At 33.5% G+C, this 25,458-nt stretch carries 22 protein-coding genes; 7 read left to right on the plus strand and 15 right to left on the minus strand.

The genetic code is table 11. From position 1 onward, the window contains the following. Nucleotides 1–6: 6 nt before the first annotated feature. The 9 genes from DR871_RS11570 to argS all read right to left on the minus strand — a co-directional run bounded on the left by DR871_RS11570 (nt 7) and on the right by argS (nt 8,613). The gene (locus DR871_RS11570; protein WP_113666425.1) at nt 7–1,392 is read right to left on the minus strand and encodes a DUF4153 domain-containing protein; all 1,386 of its coding nucleotides are present in this window, start codon (nt 1,390–1,392) and stop codon (nt 7–9) included. A gap of 54 nt (nt 1,393–1,446) precedes the next feature. Further along, the gene (locus DR871_RS11575) at nt 1,447–1,740 is read right to left on the minus strand and encodes a winged helix-turn-helix domain-containing protein (RefSeq protein WP_113666426.1); all 294 of its coding nucleotides are present in this window, start codon (nt 1,738–1,740) and stop codon (nt 1,447–1,449) included. Nucleotides 1,741–1,742: 2 nt separating this feature from the next. Next, on the minus strand, nt 1,743–2,357 hold the full coding sequence (locus tag DR871_RS11580) for a hypothetical protein (protein ID WP_113666427.1): 615 nt from the start codon (nt 2,355–2,357) through the stop codon (nt 1,743–1,745). 135 nt (nt 2,358–2,492) lie between these two features. Further along, nucleotides 2,493–2,624, minus strand: a complete 132-nt coding sequence (locus DR871_RS16635) for a hypothetical protein (RefSeq protein ID WP_262510251.1) — start codon at nt 2,622–2,624, stop codon at nt 2,493–2,495. An 85-nt stretch (nt 2,625–2,709) separates the two neighbouring features. Continuing rightward, nucleotides 2,710–3,636 (minus strand): magnesium transporter CorA family protein, encoded by a 927-nt coding sequence (locus DR871_RS11585; protein WP_113666428.1) that lies wholly within the window; start codon nt 3,634–3,636, stop codon nt 2,710–2,712. 225 nt (nt 3,637–3,861) lie between these two features. Further along, nucleotides 3,862–4,743: a bifunctional 5,10-methylenetetrahydrofolate dehydrogenase/5,10-methenyltetrahydrofolate cyclohydrolase gene (locus DR871_RS11590; RefSeq protein WP_113666429.1), complete on the minus strand. Its 882-nt coding sequence runs from the start codon at nt 4,741–4,743 to the stop codon at nt 3,862–3,864. Nucleotides 4,744–4,820: 77 nt separating this feature from the next. Then, nucleotides 4,821–6,170, minus strand: a complete 1,350-nt coding sequence (ffh, locus tag DR871_RS11595) for a signal recognition particle protein (protein WP_113666430.1) — start codon at nt 6,168–6,170, stop codon at nt 4,821–4,823. A 126-nt stretch (nt 6,171–6,296) separates the two neighbouring features. Continuing rightward, a complete protein-coding gene (locus tag DR871_RS11600; RefSeq protein ID WP_113666431.1) occupies nt 6,297–6,767 on the minus strand; it encodes a hypothetical protein in 471 nt (156 codons plus the stop codon). A 67-nt stretch (nt 6,768–6,834) separates the two neighbouring features. Further along, complete coding sequence (gene argS / locus DR871_RS11605) at nt 6,835–8,613, minus strand: arginine--tRNA ligase (protein WP_113666432.1); 1,779 nt, start codon at nt 8,611–8,613, stop codon at nt 6,835–6,837. 292 nt (nt 8,614–8,905) lie between these two features. Here argS and DR871_RS11610 point away from each other — a divergent pair, with 292 nt between their 5' ends. After that, complete coding sequence (locus DR871_RS11610; RefSeq protein WP_113666433.1) at nt 8,906–11,317, plus strand: TonB-dependent receptor domain-containing protein; 2,412 nt, start codon at nt 8,906–8,908, stop codon at nt 11,315–11,317. Between the two features lie 121 nt (nt 11,318–11,438). On the opposite strand, the gene DR871_RS11615 is transcribed toward DR871_RS11610, so the two are convergent. Further along, nucleotides 11,439–12,446, minus strand: a complete 1,008-nt coding sequence (locus DR871_RS11615) for a 3-oxoacyl-ACP synthase III family protein (RefSeq protein ID WP_113666434.1) — start codon at nt 12,444–12,446, stop codon at nt 11,439–11,441. Nucleotides 12,447–12,739: 293 nt separating this feature from the next. Between DR871_RS11615 and DR871_RS11620 the strand changes: the two genes are divergently transcribed. Further along, nucleotides 12,740–15,151 carry a S9 family peptidase gene (locus DR871_RS11620; protein WP_113666435.1) on the plus strand — a complete coding sequence of 804 codons (2,412 nt, stop codon included), beginning with the start codon at nt 12,740–12,742 and terminating at the stop codon, nt 15,149–15,151. A gap of 59 nt (nt 15,152–15,210) precedes the next feature. Here DR871_RS11620 and DR871_RS11625 read toward each other — a convergent pair whose 3' ends face one another. The 3 genes from DR871_RS11625 to DR871_RS11635 form a co-directional block, all read right to left on the minus strand. Then, nucleotides 15,211–16,158, minus strand: a complete 948-nt coding sequence (locus DR871_RS11625; RefSeq protein ID WP_113666436.1) for an ABC transporter ATP-binding protein — start codon at nt 16,156–16,158, stop codon at nt 15,211–15,213. A 104-nt stretch (nt 16,159–16,262) separates the two neighbouring features. Continuing rightward, entirely contained in the window at nt 16,263–16,958 is a 696-nt protein-coding gene (locus DR871_RS11630) for an OmpA family protein (protein ID WP_113666437.1), read from the minus strand. An 18-nt stretch (nt 16,959–16,976) separates the two neighbouring features. Next, on the minus strand, nt 16,977–17,453 hold the full coding sequence (locus tag DR871_RS11635; RefSeq protein WP_113666438.1) for a lipocalin family protein: 477 nt from the start codon (nt 17,451–17,453) through the stop codon (nt 16,977–16,979). A gap of 180 nt (nt 17,454–17,633) precedes the next feature. On the opposite strand from DR871_RS11635, the gene htpG reads away from it, so the two are divergent. The 5 genes from htpG (at nt 17,634) to DR871_RS11660 (ending at nt 22,730) form a co-directional block, all read left to right on the plus strand. Then, a complete protein-coding gene (gene htpG, locus DR871_RS11640) occupies nt 17,634–19,535 on the plus strand; it encodes a molecular chaperone HtpG (protein WP_113666439.1) in 1,902 nt (633 codons plus the stop codon). A 453-nt stretch (nt 19,536–19,988) separates the two neighbouring features. After that, nucleotides 19,989–20,384: a hypothetical protein gene (locus DR871_RS11645; RefSeq protein ID WP_113666440.1), complete on the plus strand. Its 396-nt coding sequence runs from the start codon at nt 19,989–19,991 to the stop codon at nt 20,382–20,384. A gap of 263 nt (nt 20,385–20,647) precedes the next feature. After that, nucleotides 20,648–21,379 (plus strand): hypothetical protein, encoded by a 732-nt coding sequence (locus DR871_RS11650; protein WP_113666441.1) that lies wholly within the window; start codon nt 20,648–20,650, stop codon nt 21,377–21,379. A gap of 171 nt (nt 21,380–21,550) precedes the next feature. After that, nucleotides 21,551–22,297: a hypothetical protein gene (locus tag DR871_RS11655; RefSeq protein ID WP_113666442.1), complete on the plus strand. Its 747-nt coding sequence runs from the start codon at nt 21,551–21,553 to the stop codon at nt 22,295–22,297. A 166-nt stretch (nt 22,298–22,463) separates the two neighbouring features. Next, a complete protein-coding gene (locus tag DR871_RS11660) occupies nt 22,464–22,730 on the plus strand; it encodes a DUF3781 domain-containing protein (protein ID WP_113666443.1) in 267 nt (88 codons plus the stop codon). 373 nt (nt 22,731–23,103) lie between these two features. Here the strand turns inward: DR871_RS11660 and DR871_RS11665 are convergent, their stop codons facing one another. Together DR871_RS11665 and DR871_RS11670 are read right to left on the minus strand one after the other, a co-directional pair. Further along, the gene (locus tag DR871_RS11665; protein WP_113666444.1) at nt 23,104–24,069 is read right to left on the minus strand and encodes a sodium-dependent bicarbonate transport family permease; all 966 of its coding nucleotides are present in this window, start codon (nt 24,067–24,069) and stop codon (nt 23,104–23,106) included. A gap of 33 nt (nt 24,070–24,102) precedes the next feature. Next, the gene (locus tag DR871_RS11670; RefSeq protein ID WP_113666445.1) at nt 24,103–25,455 is read right to left on the minus strand and encodes a dihydroorotase; all 1,353 of its coding nucleotides are present in this window, start codon (nt 25,453–25,455) and stop codon (nt 24,103–24,105) included. Nucleotides 25,456–25,458 lie beyond the last annotated feature (3 nt).

A 25,458-nucleotide genomic window follows, 5' to 3' on the forward strand; every position in this document is an offset into this window, starting at 1 on the left:
TTGCTTTTATTTACTCGGTAAAAATTCATAATACAAAGCTTTTGATAAAAAGGTCCTTGATTGCATTCGACTGATGTCCTTCTCTCTTGAAATTTCAATGTACTGTCCATCTAGTTTATTTTGTAAAAAATAGTCTTTACGCACTTCGTCATTAAAGTTTAATCGGGATAAAAAGGTAGGTTCTACTCCTTTATTTACAGCAATATTATAATTGGTAATCAGATTTCCCCAGTTGACAAAACTACATAAAAGAATTGTTCCATAGAAATACCAAATCATTTGATTGAAAAGAAAAGCATTCGTTTTTTGCTTGGTAATTTTTACAAAAGAAATAACCAATCCAATAATTGATAAAATCAAGAAAGCATAAACACCCAATCTTTTATAAGTCAATCCAAAAAAAGAAACATATTCTGAGTTTTTAATAATTGTACTAATGATTAAAACTCCATTTAACAGAATCCAAATCTTTGCTAATTTTTTAAGGTTTTTAGCTTTTTCATCAAAATTAAACCCTCCTTTAAAATAGAATAAAATAACTCCAACAGCCATTATAATTGAAAAAATAACGGCATTTACTCTTTCGTGTGTATCAGAACTTAAGTTAGATTTTTTTACAACCTCAAAAAACTGTTCGTAATTATAAGTCGCAATGAAAACCAAAAGAAGCACATTCAAAAGAAACAACGTAATCTCTCCACTTCTTCTTTCAAAATCAATATCCAGAAATGAAAATGAATTTTGATTTTGTGTTTTGGCGTCTTCCTTAAAATCATTGTCCAGTAAATCATTCTTTTCATAAAAAACCTCAGGAATCCAATAATTCCAGAAAGTGAACGAAATAAAAAATCCTAAAGCGGTCAGTACAAATACTTGCCACGCATCGATATCTAAATAATAATCCGTAAACAAAGAGGAAAAATGATCGCTCCCAAAAGAATATACAATTAAAAACAATCCAAGAAAAACAACTGGAATAACAAAATAAGCAATCACTTTTTTAGCAAAACCGCTATTAACTTTTCGCTTCGGAAGATATTGACTAAACATCAATATGCGACCTAACGAAGCGATTCCGTTCATTAATACTAAAGGAAGAGCTTGTAACAATTTAAGTTTAGGTTCCTGGGTTTTGAATTGTAAAAAGATAATCGACAAAACCATGGCAAAAAAAGATGGAAAATCTCCGTACCAAGCAAATGCAAAGCATGACAGAACCGATGTAACAACTAAAATCAGATGTGCCCTACTGGTAATTTTCTCTTGAAAGAAATAACATATTAAAGCGGTTTGCATCATCCCGAAAATGGCCCAATTGAGACCCAAATCTTCCTTGTAAAAAAGCAGAGTAAAAACCAAACTGCTGACTAAAATAAAATGTAGTTTTTTCATAATTAATAATTTAAAAGTACTTTGTATTTCAAAGTGTAGAGTTAAAAAAAAGGGTTATTTAGATTTGATTAATTTTTCCAGACTATTCAAGTGTGAAATAAAAGCAGTTCTGCCAATATTGGTAACTCGATACGACGTTTTTGGTTTTTTACCAACAAATTCTTTTTTTACTTCTATGTATCCAGATTTTTCTAACGCCGAAGAATGACTTGCTAAATTTCCATCAGTGATATTCAATAAAGATTTCATTTCAGTAAAATCAATCCAGTCGTTTACCATCAGAACAGACATAATGCCTAATCTAACCCTACTTTCGAAATCTTTATTTAATTTGTCAATGATTCCCATTTCTATTTGTATTTTTTGAACACAATTATTCCGTAAAGAATATGCAAAATTCCAAATCCAATTGCCCAAAAAACAAGACCAAAACCAAGATAAAAAAGCGAAATACATCCTAGAACAATCTCACAAGCGCCTAAATATCTAATGTCAGAAAAAGTATATTTCCCCGCATTAATAAGTGCTAAGCCATAAAACAATAGAGTAACAGGAGCAATAAGAGCAAATAATTGATGGTATAAAAGTGCTACACAAAATACGCCTCCAACCAGTAAAGGAATCGCTAGATTCAATACCATTTTTTTTGTAGTATTAGTCCAAATCGGCAAATCAAACTTTTTACTTTTTCTCAAAGTAAAAAATATCCCTGCCCCTAATGCAAGTATCAAAATTGCCAAAGCAACGAAAACTAATTCGATAAGTAAATCATAGCTATACAACTTTTGCTTACCATCAAAATATTCAATACCCTTATTTTTAAATAATTGATACGCATAAACTGACCCGGCTAATGCGAAAAAGCCCGCAAATATTCCTGAAAGGCCACTTAACGAAATGAATCTGGAAGAGCGCTCCATCATGGAACGAATATGCGATAAATCTTCTTGAATTTTTTGACTCATAAATAAAGTACTTTGAAATACAAAGTTATTTATTATTTTTATAAATCAAAATAGAAACGCATTTAATTTTGATAAAAAATTATTATCAAATGAAAATATCTTCTTTTAAAAGAAAAAGACTCGTTTTTTCAAAATCTATTTTTTGCCTGCTTCCCAACCTCTTTGAATCTCACCAATAGTAGAATCCCAGTCGTAGATTGTTTGTATGATAAAAAGTGTAGCAAATCCTAAGAAAAATATTTTAATGTCTCTGTTTGAAATTTTCATTTTTATAGTATTTAATTATTTGCTTAAATATATAAAATTAATTGAATCAAAAACCGAAAAAAGTAAGATTATTATTAATTAAAAATCAAAACCATCTTTTTCTTTTGAATAAAAACACACCAAAAGCAGATAACAAAACAGATACGGAAATGACAATCCATATTCCATAACGATTATCTTCTAAATCATTAGGAACGTTCATTCCATACAAACTGGCAATCAATGTTGGAATCATCAGAATAATCGAAATCGAAGTCATCTGCTTCATAATCGTATTCATATTATTCGAAATCACAGAAGCATACGCATCCATAGTTCCTGTTAAGATGTCACTGTAAATATTAGTGGTTTCCTGCGCCTGACGCAGTTCAATCTCAACATCTTCCAGCAAATCCAAGTCAAAATGCTCTTTTTGGGATTTTATATTCTTGATTCGGTGCAACAAAATATCGTTCCCTTTCAAGGAAGTCATAAAGAATACTAAACATTTTTCTATTTGAAGTAACGCCTGCAACTCTTCATTTTTAATTGACTTTTCTAAATTATCTTCGGCTAATTTTATTTTTTGGTTGACTTGCTTTAAGTATTTCAAAAACCAAACACTGGATGACAATAATAACTTCAACACTAAATCGAAGTTGTCTTTAATGTTGATATTCTTGCGCTTGGTATAGGTTACAAAATCGGTAAGCATTTCCGTTTTATGAAAACTAATGGTAATACAAACTTCTCCTTTAAAAACAACCCCGACAGGAATCGTATGAAAAGGCAACTTCACATCGTTACTCTTAACAGGAATTCGCATGATGATCAAAGTCCAACCATTTTCAATTTCTATCCTTGGTCTTTCGTCAATATCTTCAATGTCGTTATAAAATGCTTCGGGAATTTGTAATTCTTCGAGTAAATATTTTTTTTCTGCTTCAGTAGGACATTCAATATTGATCCAGCAGTTTGGAGTCCAATCAGCAGTGGCAATTAATCCGTTATTGTTTTTGTAAAAAGCTCTCATTTCAAAATTCTATAGGTTTATGTATAGCCTCTTGAAAAAGTCAAGTGCTATATTAGTTCAACATTTCCGAATAATAATCGTCCATTTTAAAGGTCTTTTTTAAGTGGTGCAAAAGTATTCTTTTAAATTCCATTTTAGCATCAATTACCAGAATTTTATGCATTTACTAAGATAAAAAAAGCCTTAAACGTATGTTTAAGGCTTTCAATCAAAACTATTTTGTCTTTATTTATTTCTTTTCATTTCCCTTGCCAAAAGCGTGTTTTTCAACAACATTGCGATGGTCATAGGTCCTACTCCACCGGGAACCGGAGTAATAAATGATGATTTTTTACTTACATTCTCAAAATCAACATCACCGGTGATCACATATCCTTTTTCGTTATTTTCATCAGGAACACGAGTAATACCTACGTCAATAACAACAACTCCCTCTTTTACCATATTTGCTTTCAGGTAATTTGGAACACCCAAAGCCGTAATAATGATATCGGCTTGAATGGTAATTTCCTCAATGTTTTTAGTGTAACTGTGCGTCAAAGTAACTGTTGAATTTCCAGGAAAACCTTTTCTACCCATCAAAATACTCATTGGCCTTCCCACAATATGACTACGCCCAATAACTACGGTATGTTTACCTTTGGTTTCTACTCCATATCTTTCTAACAATTCCAGAATTCCAAAAGGTGTCGCAGGAATAAAAGTAGTCATGTCTAAAGCCATTTTTCCAAAATTCTCCGGATGAAATCCATCGACATCTTTGCTTGGGTCTACCGCCATCAATACTTTTTGCTCATCAATTTGTTCCGGAAGCGGCAATTGAACGATAAATCCATCAATGGCATCATTATCATTCAATTCCTTAATCTTCTTTAGCAATTCAACTTCAGTAGTTGTACTTGGCATTTTTACTAAAGTAGATTCAAAACCTACTCTTTCACAGGCTTTTACTTTACTTCCTACATAAGTCAAACTAGCACCATCATTTCCAACAATCAGGGCTGCTAAATGAGGAACTTTCTCCCCATTATCTTTCATTTTTTGTACTTCTACAGCGATTTCACTTTTAATATCCTCCGCTGTTTTTTTTCCGTCTAGTAGTTGCATTGTTATTGGGTTTAATATATTAAAGCCGAAAGTCTTAAAATCATTACAACTTTAAGACTTTCGGCTTTTTACTCATTTTATTTCATTCCTGGCATTCCGCCTTTCATACCGCCCATCATTTTCATTAGGTTTTTCCCTCCTGGACCCTGCATCATTTTCATCATCTTGCTCATTTGGTCGAACTGCTTCATTAACTGATTCACCTGTTCAATTTTGGTTCCGGAACCTTTTGCAATTCTTGCTTTTCTTTTTACGTCAATCAAAGCCGGCTTACTTCTTTCAATTGGCGTCATCGAATGAATAATGGCTTCAATATGTTTAAAAGCATCGTCTTCAATCTCCACATCTTTCATGGCTTTTGAAGCACCTGGTATCATTCCAACCAAATCTTTCATATTACCCATTTTCTTTACTTGCTGAATTTGAGAAAGGAAATCATCAAAACCGAATTCGTTTTTGGCAATTTTCTTTTGGATTTTTCGTGCTTCTTCTTCGTCAAATTGCTCTTGCGCTCTTTCTACCAAAGACACAACGTCTCCCATCCCCAATATTCTTTCGGCCATACGAATTGGATAGAACACGTCAATGGCGTCCATCTTTTCTCCTGTACCTACAAATTTAATTGGTTTATTAACAACCGATTTAATCGAAATTGCTGCTCCACCACGTGTATCACCATCTAATTTGGTTAAAATAACCCCATCAAAATTTAATCTTTCATTGAAGGTTTTTGCTGTGTTTACAGCGTCTTGACCGGTCATTGCATCCACAACAAATAAGGTTTCTTGCGGCTGAATGGCTTTATGAACGCGTTCTATTTCGTTCATCATTTCCTCGTCAACAGCTAAACGACCTGCTGTATCGACGATTACTACATTGAATCCATTTGCTTTCGCATGTTTGATTGCGTTTTGAGCAATTTCTACCGGATTTTTATTTTCAGGTTCTGAATACACCTCAACTCCAATCGAATCTCCAACTACATATAATTGTTGAATCGCAGCAGGACGGTAAATATCACAGGCTACCAAAAGTGGTTTCTTGTTCTTTTTTGTAAGAAGATAATTCGCTAGTTTTCCAGAAAAAGTTGTTTTTCCAGATCCTTGTAAACCAGCCATCAAAATAACTGTTGGATTTCCCGAAAGATTGATTCCGGCAACATCGCCACCCATTAATTCAGTCAGTTCATCTTTGACTAACTTCACCAATAATTGTCCTGGCTGAAGCGTTGTCAATACATCCTGTCCGATTGCTTTTTCTTTTACTTTAGTGGTAAAATCTTTTGCAATTTTAAAATTGACATCGGCGTCAAGCAAGGCACGTCGTACTTCTTTCAAAGTTTCGGCTACGTTTACTTCAGTAATTTTTCCGTGTCCTTTTAATATATGAAAGGCTTTGTCTAGTTTATCGCTTAAATTATCGAACATAGTATTTATTTATTTTGAAATGCAAATTTAAGCATTTGATTTTGAAGTTGTATTCATAATATTATAAAAAAAACAGCCTTTTTAGACTGTTTTGAAGTTGTATTTGCTGATTTAACTTAAAATAAACTAATTCTTTTCAAATGTCAAATAATTCATTTCAGCATTACCATTCTTTAAAGCTCTTAATCGTATTTGTGTAGCAGTGATTTCAACAACATCCCATTCCTCAGATAATGCGACAAAAGCTAAAGGATTTGAAAACGAAATAGCAAAATCGCTATCATTATTTGGATTATCATCCGCGATATCTGATTTTGTGATTGTCCATTTTCCGCTGTAATCTACATTGGAATTATCTGCTATTAAAATATTATTTGACCCAAAAGTAAAATTATAGCCTGAAAAAAAACTCGATTTATTTGTTTTAGTATCCAAAAAATAAGTGACTTTCCAAGTTCCTTGATTCAAAGTCGCCAGTATACTTTCCGGACTTTTAGCTACAGTATTTAATACTATTGCGTCATCATCGCAACATGTACCTGCAATGTTTAGCAAAAAAACACAAAGCACAAACGGGAAAAGCACTATTTTTTTCATAATACATTAGTAATTTCGTTTAAAATTACTAAAAATATTATATTTTTCGTATTAAAATCAACTTTATTTACATTCTTTCAGGAACACTAATTCCCAACAATTTAAATGAAGCTGCAATTGTATCTGCCACTTTTTTAGACAATTGAACACGGAAGATTTTCTTTTCTAAATCTTCTTCGCCCAGAATAGGAACTGCCTGATAGAATGAATTATATTCACGAACTAAATCATAAGTGAAATTTGCCAACAAAGCAGGACTGTGATGCTGCGCCGCATTTTGAATCACTTCAGGAAACAACTCTAATTGTTTTACTAGTTCTTTTTCTTTTTCGTGCAGCGTTGTCATTTTTGATTTATTCGAAAAGTCAAAATTTGCTTTACGAATAATCGATTGAATTCTGGCGTACGTATATTGAATAAACGGCCCTGTATTTCCTGCAAAATCTACCGATTCTTCCGGATTGAAAAGGATTCGTTTTTTAGGATCTACTTTCAAAATATAATATTTCAAAGCGCCTAAACCAATCGTGCTGTATAATTTTGCTTTTTCATCAGCAGAATAAGAATCTAATTTCCCTAAATCTTCGGCTATTTTCTGTGCGGTATCTGTCATTTCCTGCATTAAATCATCAGCATCTACAACTGTTCCTTCACGGCTTTTCATTTTACCGGAAGGTAAATCTACCATTCCGTACGACAAATGGAATAAATTTTTAGACCATTCAAAACCTAATTTTTTCAAGATAAGAAACAACACTTTAAAGTGATAATCCTGCTCATTTCCTACAGTATAAACCATTCCGCCAACATCTGGATAATCTTTCACACGCTGAATCGCCGTTCCAATATCTTGCGTCATGTAAACCGCAGTACCGTCTGAACGCAATACAATTTTACGATCTAAACCTTCTTCCGTCAAATCTATCCAAACCGAACCGTCAGGATCTTTTTCGAAAACACCTCTATCCAAACCAATCTGAACAACATCTTTCCCTAATAAATAGGTATTACTTTCATAATAAAAACAATCGAAATCAACACCAAGATTTTTATAGGTTTTAGCAAAACCATCGTAAACCCATTGATTCATGGTTTTCCACAGCGAAATAACCGCTTCATCCCCAGCTTCCCATTTCAGCAACATTTCCTGTGCTTGCAGAATGATTGGCGCTTGTTTTTTTGCTTCTTCTTCTGTTTTGCCCGCGCTCATTAATTGCGCTATTTCTTCTTTATACGCTTTATCAAAAGCAACGTAGTAATTTCCAACTAATTTATCTCCTTTTAAACCTGTTGATTCCGGCGTTTGTCCGTTCCCGAATTTTTGCCAAGCCAACATCGATTTACAAATATGAATTCCTCTATCATTAATGATTTGAGTTTTATACACTTTCTTACCCGAAGCTTTGATGATTTCGGCTACTGAATATCCTAAAAGATTATTACGTACGTGACCTAAATGCAAGGGTTTATTGGTATTTGGCGAAGAATATTCCACCATTACCGCTTTATCTTCTGGATTTGGAGTAACGAAACCAAATTTAACATCATCTTTTATATCTCCGAAGAAATCCAAATAATATTCATCTGAAATAACAATATTCAAAAATCCAGAAACCACATTAAACCGACTTACCTCAGCTACATTTTCAACTAAATAGTTCCCTATTTTATTTCCTAATTCTACTGGATTACTTTTCACCACTTTCAACAAGGGGAAAATAACCATGGTAATATCGCCTTCAAATTCCTTGCGTGTAGTTTGAAATTCAACTTTATCAATTGTAACGTCGAATAAAGCTTTTACAGCTTTTTCAATAGAGGGCGTAAGAATCTGTTGTAATGTCATTTCGTGTATTGGTTTTAAGGGGGCAAAGATAGTCATATTGCAGTAATTTGAAAATTGGAAAACAAGATAATTTGCACCTAAAAATGAAGCTTTTAACCTAGTGTAAGGTATAAATCACTATTTTTTTGAAAAAATGATGTAACAAAATCCTTGTTTAGAAGTCTATTAAGTAAATTTTACAATTTCGTATTTGTTAAAAAATGTTAAATATTATTAAAAAAGGTATTATGCTTAACATAGTATTATATAAAATAATACATTTGCTTCATCAATCAATTAAATCAAATCAATCATGAAACTTAAATTAATCTTAATCTGTTTTATCGGAACGTTGTTTTCGATGCAGGCACAAACTTCCGTCAAACCGACGATTCTGGAAAACACAGGAATTATTTCTGGAAAGATCACTGACAAAAAAACCAATGAACCTTTACCGTACGTGAATATTGTAGTAAAAGAAAACAACAAAGTTATTACTGGTGAAATCACATCTGATAAAGGAACTTTTCAAATAAAAAATTTAGCCTTAAAAGATTACATCGTTGAAATCCAGTTTATGGGATATAAGACCATTACTAAAGCGATTTCTCTCACAAACGAACAGAAAAACGCAAATCTGAACACGATTGCTATCGAAGAAGATGCCATTGAATTAAAGGGCGTAAATATAATTGCTGAACGCTCCACAATTGAACAAAAAATTGACAGAAAAGTAATCAATGTAGGGAAAGATCTGACCACCGCAGGCGCAACAGCATCCGAAATCATGAATAATATTCCTTCTGTAAATATAGATCAAGATGGGAAATTATCATTACGCGGTAACGAAAACGTACGTGTTCTGGTAGATGGACGTCCAAGTAATATTGATGCGTCTCAGTTGTTGAAACAAATCCCATCAACTTCCATTAAAAAAATTGAATTAATCACCAATCCAAGTGCCAAATACAATCCGGAAGGAATGTCTGGCATCATCAACATTGTTTTACATAAAAATGCCAATGACGGATTTAATGCCAGTATCAATACGGGTCTAACTTTTGCACAAACACCAAAGATTAGCAATTCCCTTAACATGAACTATAGAACCGGTAAAGTGAACTTTTTCTCCACTTATGGGAATAATTTTGGCAAAAGATTCAATGAAGGGCGAATTTCAAGACTTGACGACAACTCCAATCAAATGTTCGATATTGTAAATGACAACAAATCTCATTTGTTCAAAATTGGAATGGATTATTACATCAATGACAAAAACACTATTTCTGCCTACACGAATCAAAACATATTTGTTGGAGATGGTATAGTGGATGTGAACATTCTAAATCCTAATCCCTCACAAAATGTACTGCTAAATTCTAAATACTTTTCAGATAATACGGACGGTACTTACAATGTAGCTTTCAAGCATCTAACAAAAAAAGAGGGTGAAACACTGGATTTAGAAATAAATCACAGCATCTATTCTGAAAATCAAGATGCTAGTTTTCTAACTACTTTCAACAATCCCAATATTCCAAGCAGTTCTTATACCGATAATTTGGGTGATAAAAGACAAAATTCAACCGTCAATTTGGACTATGTGAATCCGTTGAATGACAAGACTAATCTAGAGTTGGGTGCTGAAAGCAGAATTGTACGAACAGAAAACAATTACAGGACTAACAATAGTTCTTTATCAAATTCTGATTACAGTTATGATTTAGACATCTATTCTGCTTACGCTACATTTGGACAAAAATTTAAAAAAATAGGATATCAATTAGGCGCCCGTTTTGAAAGTTACAAGGTAAACGCAATGTTAAACGGTGCTACCGCTTACAAAGATGATTATTTCACGGTCTATCCTTCAGCTTCGATGACGTATTCTCCTACGGAAAAAAATCAGTTCCAAATCAGTTTAAGCCGACGTGTAGACAGACCTAGTTTAGACCAAACCAAACCTATCAGAGAATTCAGCACACCTAGAATAACCTCCATTGGAAATCCTGAATTAGACCCACAATTCACCACATCTATTGAATTAAATTATACTAAAACAATTGCTAAAGGATCATTCAGTACTGGTCTTTTTGTAAGAAGTATTTATAATGAAATCAACAGAATTATCTATCCAGATCCTCAAAATCAGGACCAACAAATTATGAGTTTTGACAACTTTGACAATAATACAGCTTATGGTTTTGAAGCTTCTTTAAATTACAAAATCAATAGTTGGTGGGACATCCAGCCAGCAATAGATTTTTCTAGTATTAACCAGAAAGGATTGGTTTCAGTACTTAATTCAACCACCAATACATTTGATTTGGTTTCCAAAGAAGTAACTGCATCAGCTTTCAACGCCCGTTTCAATAGTAATTTCAAAGCTACTAAAAGCCTTCGTTTCCTTTTATTTGGATTTTATCGTTCTGGAGTTGATGGTGTACAATTTAACGGTAAAGAAATGTATAAAATTGATACCGGTGGACGTTATTCATTTTTAAAAGAAAAAGCCACCTTAAGTGTTCGTTTCAATGATATTTTTAATACGATGAAAGCCGGTTTTGACGGACAAAATCCATATCCGCAAGTCGGTCAATTTACTTGGGAAAGCCAATCCGTTTATCTTGGTTTCAACTACATCTTTGGCGCAGGGAAAAACAAAAACTTGCAGCGTAAACAAAGAGATAACAACACCAAACAAGATGGTGGAGGATTGTTTTAAACAAAAAATAAAATGCCTGAATAAAAATTAGTTTTAATAGTTAGTTACCAAAGAAAAACCCGGAGTATGCCAACTCCGGGTTTTTTGATTTTAAAATATTTTTTAAATCTAGAGAATTATTTTACCATTTAATAATTGCACTTCCCCAAGTAAAACCACTTCCAAATGCTGCTAATACAACAGTATCACCCGATTTTATTTTACCTTGTTCCCATGCTTCAGTCAAAGCAATTGGAATAGAAGCTGCAGTAGTATTACCGTATTTCTGAATGTTATTATAGACCTGATCATCTGTCAAGTTGAATTTCTTTTGGATAAACTGTGAAATTCTCAAATTAGCCTGATGCGGAATCAACATATCAATATCCGAAACCTGCAAATTATTTGCTTGTAATCCTTCATTAATTACTTCACTGAAACGAACTACAGCATTTTTAAATACGAATTGTCCGTTCATGTACGGGAAATAACTTTCATCATCCGGATCATTATCTGCTAAAATATCAGTTACCCAACGACCTCCCATTCCTGGAGCTTTTACAATTAGTTCTTCGGCATGTTGCCCTTCAGAATGTAAGTGCGTGGATAAAATCCCTTTTGTTAAATCTTCTTCTCTGCTCAAAACAGCTGCTCCTGCTCCATCACCAAAAATTACCGAAACACCGCGTCCACGGGTCGTCATGTCCAATCCGGTAGAATGAACCTCAGATCCAATAACCAATATGTTTTTATACATTCCAGTTTTTATGTACTGATCTGCTACTGACAAAGCGTAAATAAATCCAGAACATTGATTTCTTACATCCAATGCGCCAACTGTTCTTAAACCCAAATCACGTTGCACTAAAACTCCTGGTCCAGGGAAATAAAAATCAGGACTCAAAGTGGCAAAAACCACAAAATCGATATCCTCCTTAGCAACACCAGAACGCTCAATCGCAATCTTAGCCGCTTTTACGCCCATAGAAGTCGTTGTATCTTCTCCTTTTATAATGTGTCTTCGTTCTTGAATTCCTGTTCTTTCTTGAATCCACTCGTCATTGGTATCTATAATTTTGGACAAATCGTCATTGGTCACTATGTTTTCGGGAACGTAATAACCCAATCCTGCTATTTTTGAATGATACATATACTATTGTTATTTTATTAAAATACGAGTGCAAATTTAAAACATACTTGAAAATATGAGCTCACAAATTACTACTTTTTTAACAATTTACAAGTTTTATGCCTTTTGTAAACCTTTATAGCCATCATCAGTCATAAAATTATGACAGAACACAAATAAAAAAAAAGCTCAAGAAAGCAAACTGAAACCAATGCAAAAGTTAAAAAGAGTTTATTGTTTCCAAATGTAACAACATTGAATTATTTTAGACCAATCATTGACACTGCTAACGCTAATTTAAAATCATTCAAATTATGAAGTTAAAAATTCCATTTTTTCTATTTCTTGGACTAAGCTTAACCACTTATGCACAAGAGAACTTAACCTATCAAAAACCATCTCAATCCATTTTGGAATTGGCTGATTATGAAAGAGCGCCTTCGGTATCGATGGATACTAAAAAAGAATACATGCTGTTGACATATAGAAACACCTATAAATCATTGGACGATTTAAACCAAGATGAATTGCGTTTGGGCGGATTGCGAATTAATCCAATTACAAATATTTCAAGTACAGTTACGTACGTGAACAACTTGAAATTACGTAAAATAAACGATAAGAATGAAGTGCAGGTTGCAGGTTTGCCTACAAATCCTCGCATCAGTACTATCGCTTGGTCACCAAATGATAAAAAAATCTCATTTTCCCACACCACAGCTTCTGGTGTTGAACTTTGGGTTATCGATGTTGCTTCGGCGAAAGCCACAAAATTAACAGAGGCCACGGTAAATGCGAATATTGGAAGTCCGTTCAGCTGGATGAACGACAACGAAACCATTTTGGTAAAAATGTTACCAAAAAATAGAGCAGCGCTTTTGGATGCCAAAAAAGATTTGCCAACCGGTCCTATAATTTCGAATGCCGATGGTGTAAAATCTCAAAACAGAACTTATCCAGACATGTTGAAAAACAAAAATGATGAAATCAATTTTGAGAACATCATGACTTCTGAATTGTACAAAGTAAACTTGAACGGAACGGCTACTTTGTTCAAAAAAGCTGACATGTATGCTGGAGAAAGCTTCTCTCCTGATGGAAATTATTTGATGCTGACTACCATCCAAAAACCATTTTCATATATTGTTCCATTGAGTCGTTTCCCATCAAAATCTGTAGTTTATGACAAAGCCGGAAACGAAGTAAAAGTGGTAAATGAAGTGCCGCTTACTGAAATTATCCCTAAAGGTTTTATGGCCGTTCGAAAAGGAAAAAGAAACATGAGCTGGAGAGCAGATAAACCTGCAACATTAGCGTATGCTGAAGCTTTAGACGGCGGAGACCCTGCAAACAAAGTAGAATTCAGAGATGAAGTTTTTCTTTGGAACACACCATTTAATGCAGCAGCTACTTCATTGGTAAAAACACCTCAACGTTACGATCGCATGATTTGGGGGAATGACAATGTTGCTATAATTTCTGACGAATGGTACGACACACGAAATACCAAAACATATATTATCAATCCTTCGAATCCAAGTCAGGCTCCAAAAGTAATTTTCGATAGAAATTCACAAGATGTATATTCTGATCCGGGAAATTTTGAAACCAGAAAAAACCAATACAACAGGTATGTTTTGGCTATCGAAAATGACAATGCGTATCTACTTGGCGATGGTTTTACTAAAAACGGTCAATTTCCATTTATCAGTGAATTTAATTTGAAAACATTACAAGCTAAACGTTTGTACACCTCAGCTTACACAGATAAAAAAGAAGATATTTTGGAGATTGAAGATTTCAAGAAAGGAACTGTTTTAGTACAAATCCAGTCTAAAAATGAATATCCGAATTATTACCTTCGAAACATCAAACAAAAAAATAAACTAACGCCAATTACCGCATTCAAAAATCCTTTTGAAAGTATCAAAAACGTGAGTAAGGAAGTGATTAAATACAAACGTAAAGATGGTGTTGAATTATCTGGAACCTTGTATTTACCTGTTGGTTATGACAAGGTTAAAAAAGAGAAAATGCCATTATTGATTTGGGCCTATCCAGCTGAATACAAAGACAAAAATTCAGCGGGACAAAGTACACAAAATCCGAATGAATTCACGTTTCCTAGTTATGGCTCGTTCGTATATTGGGTAACCAAAGGCTATGTCGTTCTTGATGACGCTGCTTTTCCTATCATTGGCGAAGGAACAACGGAACCAAATGATAATTTTATAACGCAATTAGTTGACAATGCAGAAGCAGCGATTAATGCTGTGGATGCTCTAGGATACATCAACAGAAAAAAAGTAGCCGTTGGTGGTCACTCGTATGGTGCTTTTATGACTGCTAATTTGTTGACACATTCTAACCTTTTTGCTTGCGGAATCGCCCGAAGTGGTGCGTACAACAGAACGTTGACTCCTTTTGGCTTCCAAAGTGAGCAACGCAATTACTGGGAAACTCCTGAAGTGTATAATACAATGTCCCCATTCATGAATGCGGACAAAATGAAAACGCCAATGCTTTTAGTACATGGTGAAGCCGATAATAACCCGGGAACATTTACTTTGCAAACTGAACGCTATTTTCAAGCTTTGAAAGGTCTAGGCGCTCCTGCAAGAATGGTGATTCTTCCAAAAGAAGCACATGGTTATGTAGCAAAAGAGAATATTTTGCATTTGCTTTGGGAACAAGATCAATTCTTAGAAAAATATTTGAAAAATTAATTCCAACTTGACCTAAAAGTAAAACCCCGAAATCATATTGATTTCGGGGTTTTCTATTTTTACGATAACATCAAGAACACTTCCTGATTGAGCTCTAATTCCGAGTCATGTTCAAAGAAAATCGCTCTTCTTTCAAAAGCTGCTTTGACTAAATAATGACTTCCTTTAAAATAGCACTGTTTCACAACTGCTTTCATCAGGGCATTGTCTACCACTTTCAATTGATGCGGATATAATAAAAGTAATGCATCTTCATCGTCTTCAAGTGCTATTAATTGAGATAATTTCAATTCATTTACTTCCCCAAAAAGAGAAGCAATGTATTTATTCGCCGGGTTTTCATACAAGGATTTGGAATCACCTTTAGCCACTACTTTTCCATTTTGAACCACAATGGTTTCATCAGAAAAAGACAACGCATCGGTACTGTCATGTGTGGCAATAATACAAGTAACCCCTTTGTCTTTTAAATATCGAAACAAATTACGGCGCAATGAATTCTTTCGGAAAGAATCAATTTGGCTAAACGGTTCATCGAGCAAAATAATTTCGGGCTCCAGAGCCAAAACTCTTGCCAAAGCTACTCGTTGCTGTTGTCCGCCACTCAAGAATTTCGCTTTTACTTTTGCGAAAGCAGTCATTTCGACCATATCTAATAATTCCTGAACTCGGGCTTTCTTCTCCTCAGGATACATATTCGACAAAAACTTGCCTACATTTTCTTCCACAGTTATGTACGGCATCAAATCGAAATCTTGCGCTAAATATTTAATGTAATCTTCTCCTGGAACCAAATTGTATTTGGGGCCCAAAATAGGATTTTCATTATAGGTTATCGCTCCGCTATCCAAGTTATATAATCCGTATATCAATTTAAGTAACGTACTTTTTCCGCAACCGCTTTCGCCAATGATAGCAGTGTTTTGACCTTTGGCAATTGTGAAACTAACATTTTCAATGACGGGTTCATCAATGTAAGTAAAGGATATGTCTTTTATCTCTAGCATCATCTGTATTTAAGAGTGCAAATTTACAATGTTTAATTCAAATTTAGATACAAAAAAAGGCTGCTTCTTAACGAAACAGCCTTTGTTTTTATAGTATTTTTTGCTTAGTTTTTCACTTCAGCTTCTGCATCTTTAATCATTTTTTCATTTGCAGTAATAGCAAATTCAACACGACGGTTTTGACTTCTACCATCAACTGTTTCATTAGAAGCAATTGGATCAGCAATTCCTAAACCAGTAACTTGAAATCTACTTGAAGAAACGCCTTTGCTAGCTAAATAATTTCTAACTGAGGCTGCTCTTTCTCCTGAAAGTTTTAAGTTATAATCCGCTGGACCAGTACTATCTGTGTACCCGTAAATAGTAATATCAGTATCCGGATATTCTGCAAAAACTGGAACTAATTTATCTAAATTAGCTTTTGCACCAGCAGTCAAAGAAGATTTGTTAGTATCAAAACGCACTGCATTTTCATTCAAAACTAATTTAATTCCTTCTCCTACACGAACTACTTCAGCTCCCGGAAGAACAGCATCAATTTCTCTTGCTTGTTTGTCCATTTTGTTACCAATAACTCCACCGGCAACTCCACCAACTACTCCACCTAGGACCGCTCCCATGGCGCCTTTTCCACCTTTACCAAGGTTGTTTCCAAGAACTCCACCAAGAACTGCTCCGGCAACTGCACCAATACCAGCACCTTTTTGTGTGTTGTTTGTGTTTTTTATTGCCTCACAACTTGTGAACATAGAACCTATAACCATTATTGTTGCTATTGCAACTATCGAAATCTTTTTCATATCTGTATCTTTTACTTATTAATTAACTTTTTGAAACTGATACACAACATCAGTCATTTTTCCTGCTACATCAATTTTATCAATCAATTGAAAAGAAGATTCTGTTTGATTGGCTACGTATAAAATATAACCTTCTTTCACTTTTCTAGCTTTTTCTCCAGCATTAAGAACTTTAAGAACAAACTGCCCATCATTATTGATAAACCATGTAATTGGTGAGCTGAATGCCGTACAATTTGCTTTTGTCAAAGCCATAGTTCCTTTATTATTATTAGAAACAAATTTCCAATTACTTCCTACAAAACATTCTGAATCTGCAATTTGAAAAGAATTTACTTTTACATATTGTGAACCTGGATACGTTACTGAACTTATTACCCAATTTCCTTTCATGGCAACCTGAGATTTTCTATCCGTATTTGTACTTGTCGCTGACGTTGACTTACATGCAAACATCAAAACCGCTAATGTGCATAATAAAATAACTTTTTTCATTTTCTTAAAATTTAATGAATTAATACTTACACAAATATACGAAGCATTTAAATACAGTTGTTTCAGAATTAAATTATTTTATATCATAATTAACGCTTGCGACAATTTGTCACTTTCATTATAATTGGTATTACATTTGAAAGAATTATAACCATCAAAATAAACTAAAAAATTCATAATATGACAACAGGTAAAATTAATGTTTCGGTAGAAAACATCTTTCCCTTAATCAAGAAATTCTTATACAGCGATCACGAAATTTTCTTACGTGAATTGATTTCGAACGGAACAGATGCAACACTTAAATTAAAGCATTTAACCAGTATTGGTGAAGCCAAAGTAGAATACGGAAACCCGATTATCGAGGTAAAAATCGACAAGGAAGGTAAAAAACTACACATCATCGATCAAGGTCTGGGGATGACTGCTGATGAAGTAGAAAAATACATCAACCAAGTAGCATTTTCTGGAGCTGAGGAATTTTTGGACAAATACAAAGATTCTGCAAAAGATTCTGGAATTATTGGACATTTTGGTCTTGGTTTTTATTCTGCTTTTATGGTTGCCGAAAAAGTGGAAATCATCACTAAATCGTTCAAAGATGAACCTGCTGCACACTGGACTTGCGACGGAAGCCCGGAATTCACATTAGAGCCAGCTGACAAAACTTCTCGTGGAACAGAAATCATTTTGCATATCGCCGAAGATTCTTTGGAATTCTTGGAAGAATACAAAATCAAGGAACTGTTGAACAAGTACAATAAGTTCATGCCTATTCCAATTAAATTTGGAACCAAAACAGAAAAAATAGAGCAAAAAAAGGGTGAAGAAGTTGCTGAAGAAGATAAAGACAAAACTTTCACAGAAGTTGAAGTAGACAACATCATCAACAACCCAAATCCGGCTTGGACCAAACAACCAACGGAATTATCTGCGGAAGATTACAAGAATTTCTACCATGAATTGTACCCAATGCAATTTGAAGAACCGTTATTCCACATTCATTTAAATGTAGATTATCCGTTCAACTTAACCGGTATTTTGTATTTCCCAAAATTAGGTTCTGACTTACAAATCCAGAAAGACAAAATCCAATTGTACCAAAATCAAGTGTACGTAACGGATAATGTAGAAGGAATTGTACCTGAGTTTTTAATGATGCTGAAAGGTGTTGTGGATTCACCGGATATTCCATTGAACGTGTCTCGTTCTGGATTACAAGCTGATGCTGCTGTGAAGAAAATTTCTAATTACATCACGCGTAAAGTTGCGGATAAATTAAAATCGTTATTCACTGAAAACCGTGAAGATTTTGAACAAAAATGGAACGACATCAAAATCGTTTTAGAGTACGGAATGCTTTCTGAAGATAAATTCTACGAAAAAGCAGGCGCGTTTGTTTTGTACCCAACAGTCGATGGTAAATATTTTACTTTAGAAGAATTAAAAGAAAATCTTGCTGCTAATCAAACGGACAAAGACGGAAAATTAGTTGTTTTGTACGCTGGAAACAAAGAAGCGCAACACTCTTATATCGAAATTGCAAAAGATAAAGGATATGAAGTTTTATTGCTGGATTCTCCAATTATCTCGCATTTAATCCAAAAAATTGAAGGCGATAACAGCAACATGACTTTTGTACGTGTCGATTCTGATCATATTGATAATTTAATCAAGAAAGAGGAAACGACTATTTCTAAATTATCTGAGGAAGAACAAACCAACTTGAAAACGGTTTTAGAAGCTATCGTTCCTAAACAAACTTATTCGGTTCAACTGGAAGCTTTAGACAGTAATGCTTCGCCATTCATCATCACGCAACCTGAATTTATGCGAAGAATGAAAGAAATGAGCCAGTCAGGCGGTGGTGGAATGTTCGGAATGGGAAATATGCCGGAAATGTATAATTTAGTGGTAAATACTAACTCTGAATTGGCAACAAGCATCTTGAACAACAAAGACAAAGACACTCAGGAAAGTTTGGTAAAACAAGCACTTGACTTAGCGAAGTTATCACAAAACCTATTAAAAGGAGAAGCATTAACGGCTTTCGTAAAAAGAAGTTTTGAGATGATTAAATAAGCAGAAAACCCATTTTATGAAGTAAAATGATGTGAATCGCTTATTCCGAACTTGCTTCGGAATATCCAACATACTAAAAGCTGTCCAATCATGGGCAGCTTTTTTTTTTGGAGCAGAACGATTATTTTCCAGAAATACTTTCGTCCCGCTATGCGCTACAATCTTTGCTTTTTGCTCCCGCCACAGCAAAGGATTTTCACTTCTATCGGGGCTATTTAGGATGTTTTCGATTTCAAAACAATATTCATCAAAATCCCTCAAACCGGTTCACTTATCAAATAATCCTTTTAACTATTTGTAAAGAATTATTTATATATTTGAATTAAAATAAAGTATGGTATTTGTCATACATATCTACCCAAAAGGGAGTGGCTTTGTATGATTCTATCATACATATATACAAGTTGGGTGAGATTTTAAAGCAGAAACGGTGAAAAACGGAAAAAGAAAACTATGAATGTTTACAAAAAAGTTATTTTAATATTTTCTTTATTTTCTCTAATATCCTGCGAAAAATTATTTGTTTCCTCTATTATAAATAATTCAAAAAATGAAATTATTGTTAAAGTAAAAATTGATAATGAAGCAGTTGACAAAAAACGAAAAGAATATTTAGAACAGGGTTTTTTATTTGATGAGGAAAATCCAAAAGATTATGAAATTAAAATTAAGTCTTCAGAATCATATGATTTTGCTGGAGGTATGCACGTCGAACCTGATTTTTACGACATCAAAGAAATGGAAATTTATTCAGGAGACACTTTAATTCTAAAATGTCGAAATGACCAAATGAAAAAACTCTTTTCGTCCGAAAGTTCACCAGGTCATTTAGATTTAATAATTAAATAAAATTGGTCTGAAATCTTTGAAAATAATTAATATTGAAGTTTGAAAAACGAAACTGACCAAATGAATCCGAATAATAGAAACCGATTAAAGCAAACAGAAATAAAAAAACCTCACCCAACCGCCATTTTGAGCTAGCTGGAGTTTAGTGGAATTATCGTTTCGCATCAAGTTTTCGTTAAGCCGAAAATTGAGCAGTTACGAACTTCCAGCCATCTCAAAGTGGCATAACGTTAGAGGCAATTTTAAAACAAAATCACATATAAATGGAAGAATTCGAAAAAATTATTTATTTAGTGAAAGAAATTTCTCGAGAAAATGGTGAAATTCAAATCGTTGAAATACTAGATAATTCCGAATTGGATTTTGGTCAACATTGGAGTCAAAAAAACTCTTCAATTGCACATAGTTTGGATATTAACGTTTCTCCAGTTGTATTCACTAAAAGATATAAGGATATTCAGAATATAGAAAGAAAATTAGAAATTCTCATAAATAATATTTCGCAGATTTATTTAGAAAATGTAACTATTCTTCCAAATTATAATCGTTTAGAAATTCTTAACTCTGAGATATCTTCAATAATAACAGTTTGGGAAGACATAAATCAGCTTCAAAAAAAATTAATTGAAGATATGAAAATTAGTAATCAAGAAATAGATTACCAAAATATAGGCAATAGTTCTCGAAATTTAATGGATAAACTTGCAAGATTAGTATTTGATCCTAGTATTCATAAATCTGAAAAGCCGAATGTTGATTTAAGTAATGGAAAGTTTAAAAATCAATTCCATACTTACATATCATTTTCACTAAAAGGTGATTCGAACAAGGAATTAAAAAAGTTTGCTGAAAGTTCAATTGAGTTTACGGAAAAAGCTATTGATTTAATGAATCAAACAACACATAAATTAGATGTTAAGAAACATTTCGCGGAAGTTTGTGTGATAAGTACAATTAGCGTTATAAGTCTTATTAAAGCTATAAATGAACTATAAAAACTGCCTCTAACAGCGGTTTTGCTGGATTTGGGTATTCGGCTTAATATAAAGTTGGTCTTGTACCTGAATTAAAAGTGATAAACCGAAAGAAAAATCTTAACTTATTCCCAAACCCAGCAAAGCCTCGGGGACGTTATCTGTCATATTTTACAATAAAAATTAAAAGTAATGAAAAAAAATATATTTATAATCTTTACATTTTTTGTTTCGAATTTTTGTTTCTCGCAACAATATGATGGAGTAATAATTGAAAAGAGAAAAATCGATAAAAACAATTTAATTTATAAAATTGGAAAATCTTTCTTTTATTCAATAGAAATTAAAAAAAATGATATCGAATATTTTCTTGATAAAGGTTTTGACGATAGTTTAACGATTAATAAAAGTAAAAAAAATGGAATTAATGAAATAAAACTAGTAGTAATAAAACCAAAAATATTTCAAAGAACAAACAAAAACCAAACAGAAATTAAATATAATTTTGAGCCAAATCCAATATCTATTACATGTACGGGAATTGTCGAAAATGACAATAATGTATGGATCCACCCACCAAGATTAGGTTTCTTGAAAGTATTGGAAACTTGTCCATTTCCATACATAAAACTAAACCAAAAAGTTGGCTATGAATGGAATGATGAAATGAGTATTGCAGAATATTGGTCAAATAAAAATTCAGGGATTTGGACTGGTAGATTACTATTAAAGTATAATTACAAAATTATTGGCGAAGAAAAAATAACAACAAATATTGGAGAATTAGAATGTAAAGTTATTTCAGCATCTGCTAATTCTACAATTGGAAAAAGTACTCTTGTAGCCTATTTTAACGATAAATACGGTTTTGTAAAATTAAAATATAAACTATTTACAGGAACTGAAATAAAGATCAATTTGAAAAAAATTTCGGAATAAATACGCCAGATAACAGCGGTATGCAAAACTGCGCTAACGATTGTCCGTAGGTAAGAGTGTTCTGATTTAACATTTTGAAAAATATAGTTATCGGTTTCATTAGAATAAACCAATCTCGATAATTGACATTTCTTAAGCTCTAACGATAAACAAGTAAAAAGAAAGAATGAATAATTTTAAAGAAGAAATTTTATCCAAAATTTGCTACACCAACCTTGTTTATGAAAGAATTAATAAAAAACTGAACATAGAACTTTCAAAAGACAAAATTGAAGAAATGATTTTTGCAATTATTAAGGAAACAGATGAAACCGAGTATCAAAAAATAGGTAAAAATATTTACATCATAAACTACGAAAAAAATGTAAAACTGACCATTAATGCAAACACAAACAGAATAATTACAGCAGACAAATTGAACAACAAATCCTGATAAGCAGTTTTGTAAACTGTGCCCAAAAAAGTCAGCAACAAATCTAAAAAACTAAGTTAACCTGAGAGTAAGAGTTTACTCTTAGTAGCAATACCATACTCGATACCGCGCATTTCCAATCCGTGCATACGTACTGTCAAGACAAAGTAAATCTGCAATTCAAGAAGAGGATAATAAAATATATTGTAATTGATTAATAGGAAGGGAATGCTTTGCAAATCGTCGCTTTCAGAACAATCGCTTTTTAAACAAAAAACCAAATCTACAAGTAAAACTTGCAGGTTTGGTTTTTTTGTAAAACAATATCAATGGTCTAAAATACTTTTTTAATTAAAAGCAATTAGTCGGAATCTTAATTCCACAAAGCAACTATTTAAAGGTGACACAATACAATTGAGAAATAAATGGGCATTCCAAAAGTAATATTAAAAGGAAACGTTACTGCTAAAGCCATGGGCAAAAAGATACCTGGATTGGCTTTTGGCACTGCTATTTTCATCGCTGCTGGAACTGCAATGTAAGAAGCGCTTGCCGCCAGTACTGCAAAAATAAAACGGTTCCCAACATCATCTGTAATAAATTGACTCAAAAAAGCGACGATACAACCGTTGATCAGCGGAAAAACAACTGCAAAGAAAATGCTGAACCAGCCACTCTTGAAAAAATCATTTAATTTTCGGCCACTTACAATTCCCATATCCAATAAAAACAAAGCTAAAAACCCTTTGAAAATATCAGTCGTAAAAGGCTTAATTCCTAAGGCTTGTTGTTCGCTCGCTAAAAACCCAATAACCAAGCTTCCTAAAATCAAAAGCACACTTCCATTAGTGAACGAATGTTTAATAATAGAACTCATCTTGGTTTTTTGAACGTCTTCTTTACTAAACAAACGAATTAAGATTACCCCTATAATAATCGCCGGAGCTTCCATAAGCGCCATTACTGCAACCATGTGACCACTGAAAGTATAGTTTTGAATTTCTAAAAAAGAAACGGCTGTCACAAAAGTCACCGCACTCACGGATCCATAAGCTGCAGCAATAGCCCCAGAATTCTCGATACTAAACTTCCTCTTCAAAATAAAAAAAGTATACAGTGGAATTAATCCTGCAATCAAAACCCCAAAGAGTATCGACCAAATTATATCAATGGTAAAATGACTGTGAGCCAACTCCTGTCCGCCTTTGAAACCAATTGAAAAAAGAAGGTATAGCGATATAAATTTAGAAGTGTTTTCCGGAATTTCTAAGTCACTTTTTACATAGACGGCTACAATTCCCAAAACAAAAAATAATAAGGCTGGATTGGTTAAATTCTCGAACAATAAACTGAAATTCATATTTGATTATATTTAATTTTATTTTTTTTTAAATTATCTGATTTTTTCAAACCGCAATCTTTTGCCTTTTATATCGGTCATAACACTTCCTTTCTCGTACACTAAATTTCCATTTACAAAAGTAGCATTGATGCTGCTTTTAAAAACTTGCCCTAAAAAAGGAGACCACTCGCATTTATACAACAGAGAATTAGTCGTTATTTCCTGTTCATTATTTAAATCGACTAATACCAAATCTGCAAAATAGCCCTCCCGAATATAGCCCCGTTCTTTGATTCGATATATTTCCGCTACATTATGGCTCATTTTCTCCACTACTTTCTCCAAAGGAATCTCTCCCCGATGAAATAATTCTAAGATTGCTAAAAGGGCGTGTTGTACCAAAGGTCCGCCGGAATGTGCCTGAAAATAATTACCTGCTTTTTCCGCAATAGTATGTGGAGCATGATCCGTAGCAATAATATCAATGGAATTATTTAGTAGTAATTGCATTAAACCTTTTCGATCCTGCTCTGTTTTTATAGAAGGATTCCATTTAATCTTGGAACCCAATCTTTCATAATCGGCATCAGAGAACCAAAGATGATGCACACAGGCTTCCGCCGTGATTCTTTTTTCTCTTATCGATGTATGATTATCGAATAATTTGGCTTCTGCCAAAGTTGAGATATGAAATAAATGTAAGCGTGTATTGTATTTTTCAGCAATTTTCAATACCCGTTCAGTAGCACTTAAGCAAGCTTGCGTATCCCGGATTAGCGAATGATAAAAAAAAGGAATATCATCCCCATATTGAAGTTGAAACTTCTGTGTATTCGCTTTTATAATTGCGTCATCTTCGCTATGCAAGGCGACAAGCGTATCCGTTCTTGAAAAAAGCTGTTCTAAAAAGTCTGGATAATTAGCTAAAATACCGTCATCATTATTAAAGTAAAGACCATCATCCGTGATCCCACATACATTTTCAGTATCTGTTTTTAAAGCTTCCTCTAAATTATTTTTAGAAATCCCCATGAAAAAAGAATAATTAGCTACTGATTTCTCAGCTGCCATCCGGTACTTTTCTTCTAATAATTCCTGAGTAAGCGTATTTGGAATCGTGTTTGGCATATCCATAAAGGAGGTGATACCACCAGCCACAGCTGCTACAGATTCCGTGAGAAGAGAACCTTTATGGGTTAATCCAGGATCTCTAAAATGAACTTGGTCATCAATCACGCCAGGCAATAGGTAAAGTCCGGTTGCGTCAATCTCCGTGTATTTTTTTTGGGGGTCTAACACCCCAGGAGGTGCTATTCTTTGAATCCTTTCATGAGATATGAGTACATCTAATTTAAGTATCTGTCCCTCGTTTACAACTTTTGCATTTCTTATTATGACATCCATATT

The organism is Flavobacterium petrolei (assembly GCF_003314435.2).
GTDB classification, from domain to species: Bacteria; Bacteroidota; Bacteroidia; order Flavobacteriales; family Flavobacteriaceae; genus Flavobacterium; species Flavobacterium petrolei.

Excerpts from the sequence above, each read along its gene's own strand:
- DR871_RS11630 (WP_113666437.1), bottom strand. The coding sequence starts at position 16,958 with ATGAAAAAGATTTCGATAGTTGCAATAGCAACAATAATGGTTATAGGT.
- DR871_RS11575 (WP_113666426.1), bottom strand. The coding sequence starts at position 1,740 with ATGGGAATCATTGACAAATTAAATAAAGATTTCGAAAGTAGGGTTAGA.
- DR871_RS11660 (WP_113666443.1), top strand. The coding sequence starts at position 22,464 with ATGAATAATTTTAAAGAAGAAATTTTATCCAAAATTTGCTACACCAAC.
- DR871_RS11665 (WP_113666444.1), bottom strand. The coding sequence starts at position 24,069 with ATGAATTTCAGTTTATTGTTCGAGAATTTAACCAATCCAGCCTTATTA.
- DR871_RS11615 (WP_113666434.1), bottom strand. The coding sequence starts at position 12,446 with ATGTATCATTCAAAAATAGCAGGATTGGGTTATTACGTTCCCGAAAAC.
- DR871_RS11610 (WP_113666433.1), top strand. The coding sequence starts at position 8,906 with ATGAAACTTAAATTAATCTTAATCTGTTTTATCGGAACGTTGTTTTCG.
- DR871_RS11600 (WP_113666431.1), bottom strand. The coding sequence starts at position 6,767 with ATGAAAAAAATAGTGCTTTTCCCGTTTGTGCTTTGTGTTTTTTTGCTA.
- DR871_RS11580 (WP_113666427.1), bottom strand. The coding sequence starts at position 2,357 with ATGAGTCAAAAAATTCAAGAAGATTTATCGCATATTCGTTCCATGATG.
- DR871_RS11620 (WP_113666435.1), top strand. The coding sequence starts at position 12,740 with ATGAAGTTAAAAATTCCATTTTTTCTATTTCTTGGACTAAGCTTAACC.
- DR871_RS11590 (WP_113666429.1), bottom strand. The coding sequence starts at position 4,743 with ATGCAACTACTAGACGGAAAAAAAACAGCGGAGGATATTAAAAGTGAA.
- DR871_RS11645 (WP_113666440.1), top strand. The coding sequence starts at position 19,989 with ATGAATGTTTACAAAAAAGTTATTTTAATATTTTCTTTATTTTCTCTA.
- DR871_RS11625 (WP_113666436.1), bottom strand. The coding sequence starts at position 16,158 with ATGCTAGAGATAAAAGACATATCCTTTACTTACATTGATGAACCCGTC.
- DR871_RS16635 (WP_262510251.1), bottom strand. The coding sequence starts at position 2,624 with ATGAAAATTTCAAACAGAGACATTAAAATATTTTTCTTAGGATTTGCT.
- DR871_RS11650 (WP_113666441.1), top strand. The coding sequence starts at position 20,648 with ATGGAAGAATTCGAAAAAATTATTTATTTAGTGAAAGAAATTTCTCGA.
- htpG (WP_113666439.1), top strand. The coding sequence starts at position 17,634 with ATGACAACAGGTAAAATTAATGTTTCGGTAGAAAACATCTTTCCCTTA.
- ffh (WP_113666430.1), bottom strand. The coding sequence starts at position 6,170 with ATGTTCGATAATTTAAGCGATAAACTAGACAAAGCCTTTCATATATTA.
- argS (WP_113666432.1), bottom strand. The coding sequence starts at position 8,613 with ATGACATTACAACAGATTCTTACGCCCTCTATTGAAAAAGCTGTAAAA.
- DR871_RS11635 (WP_113666438.1), bottom strand. The coding sequence starts at position 17,453 with ATGAAAAAAGTTATTTTATTATGCACATTAGCGGTTTTGATGTTTGCA.
- DR871_RS11670 (WP_113666445.1), bottom strand. The coding sequence starts at position 25,455 with ATGGATGTCATAATAAGAAATGCAAAAGTTGTAAACGAGGGACAGATA.
- DR871_RS11655 (WP_113666442.1), top strand. The coding sequence starts at position 21,551 with ATGAAAAAAAATATATTTATAATCTTTACATTTTTTGTTTCGAATTTT.
- DR871_RS11570 (WP_113666425.1), bottom strand. The coding sequence starts at position 1,392 with ATGAAAAAACTACATTTTATTTTAGTCAGCAGTTTGGTTTTTACTCTG.
- DR871_RS11585 (WP_113666428.1), bottom strand. The coding sequence starts at position 3,636 with ATGAGAGCTTTTTACAAAAACAATAACGGATTAATTGCCACTGCTGAT.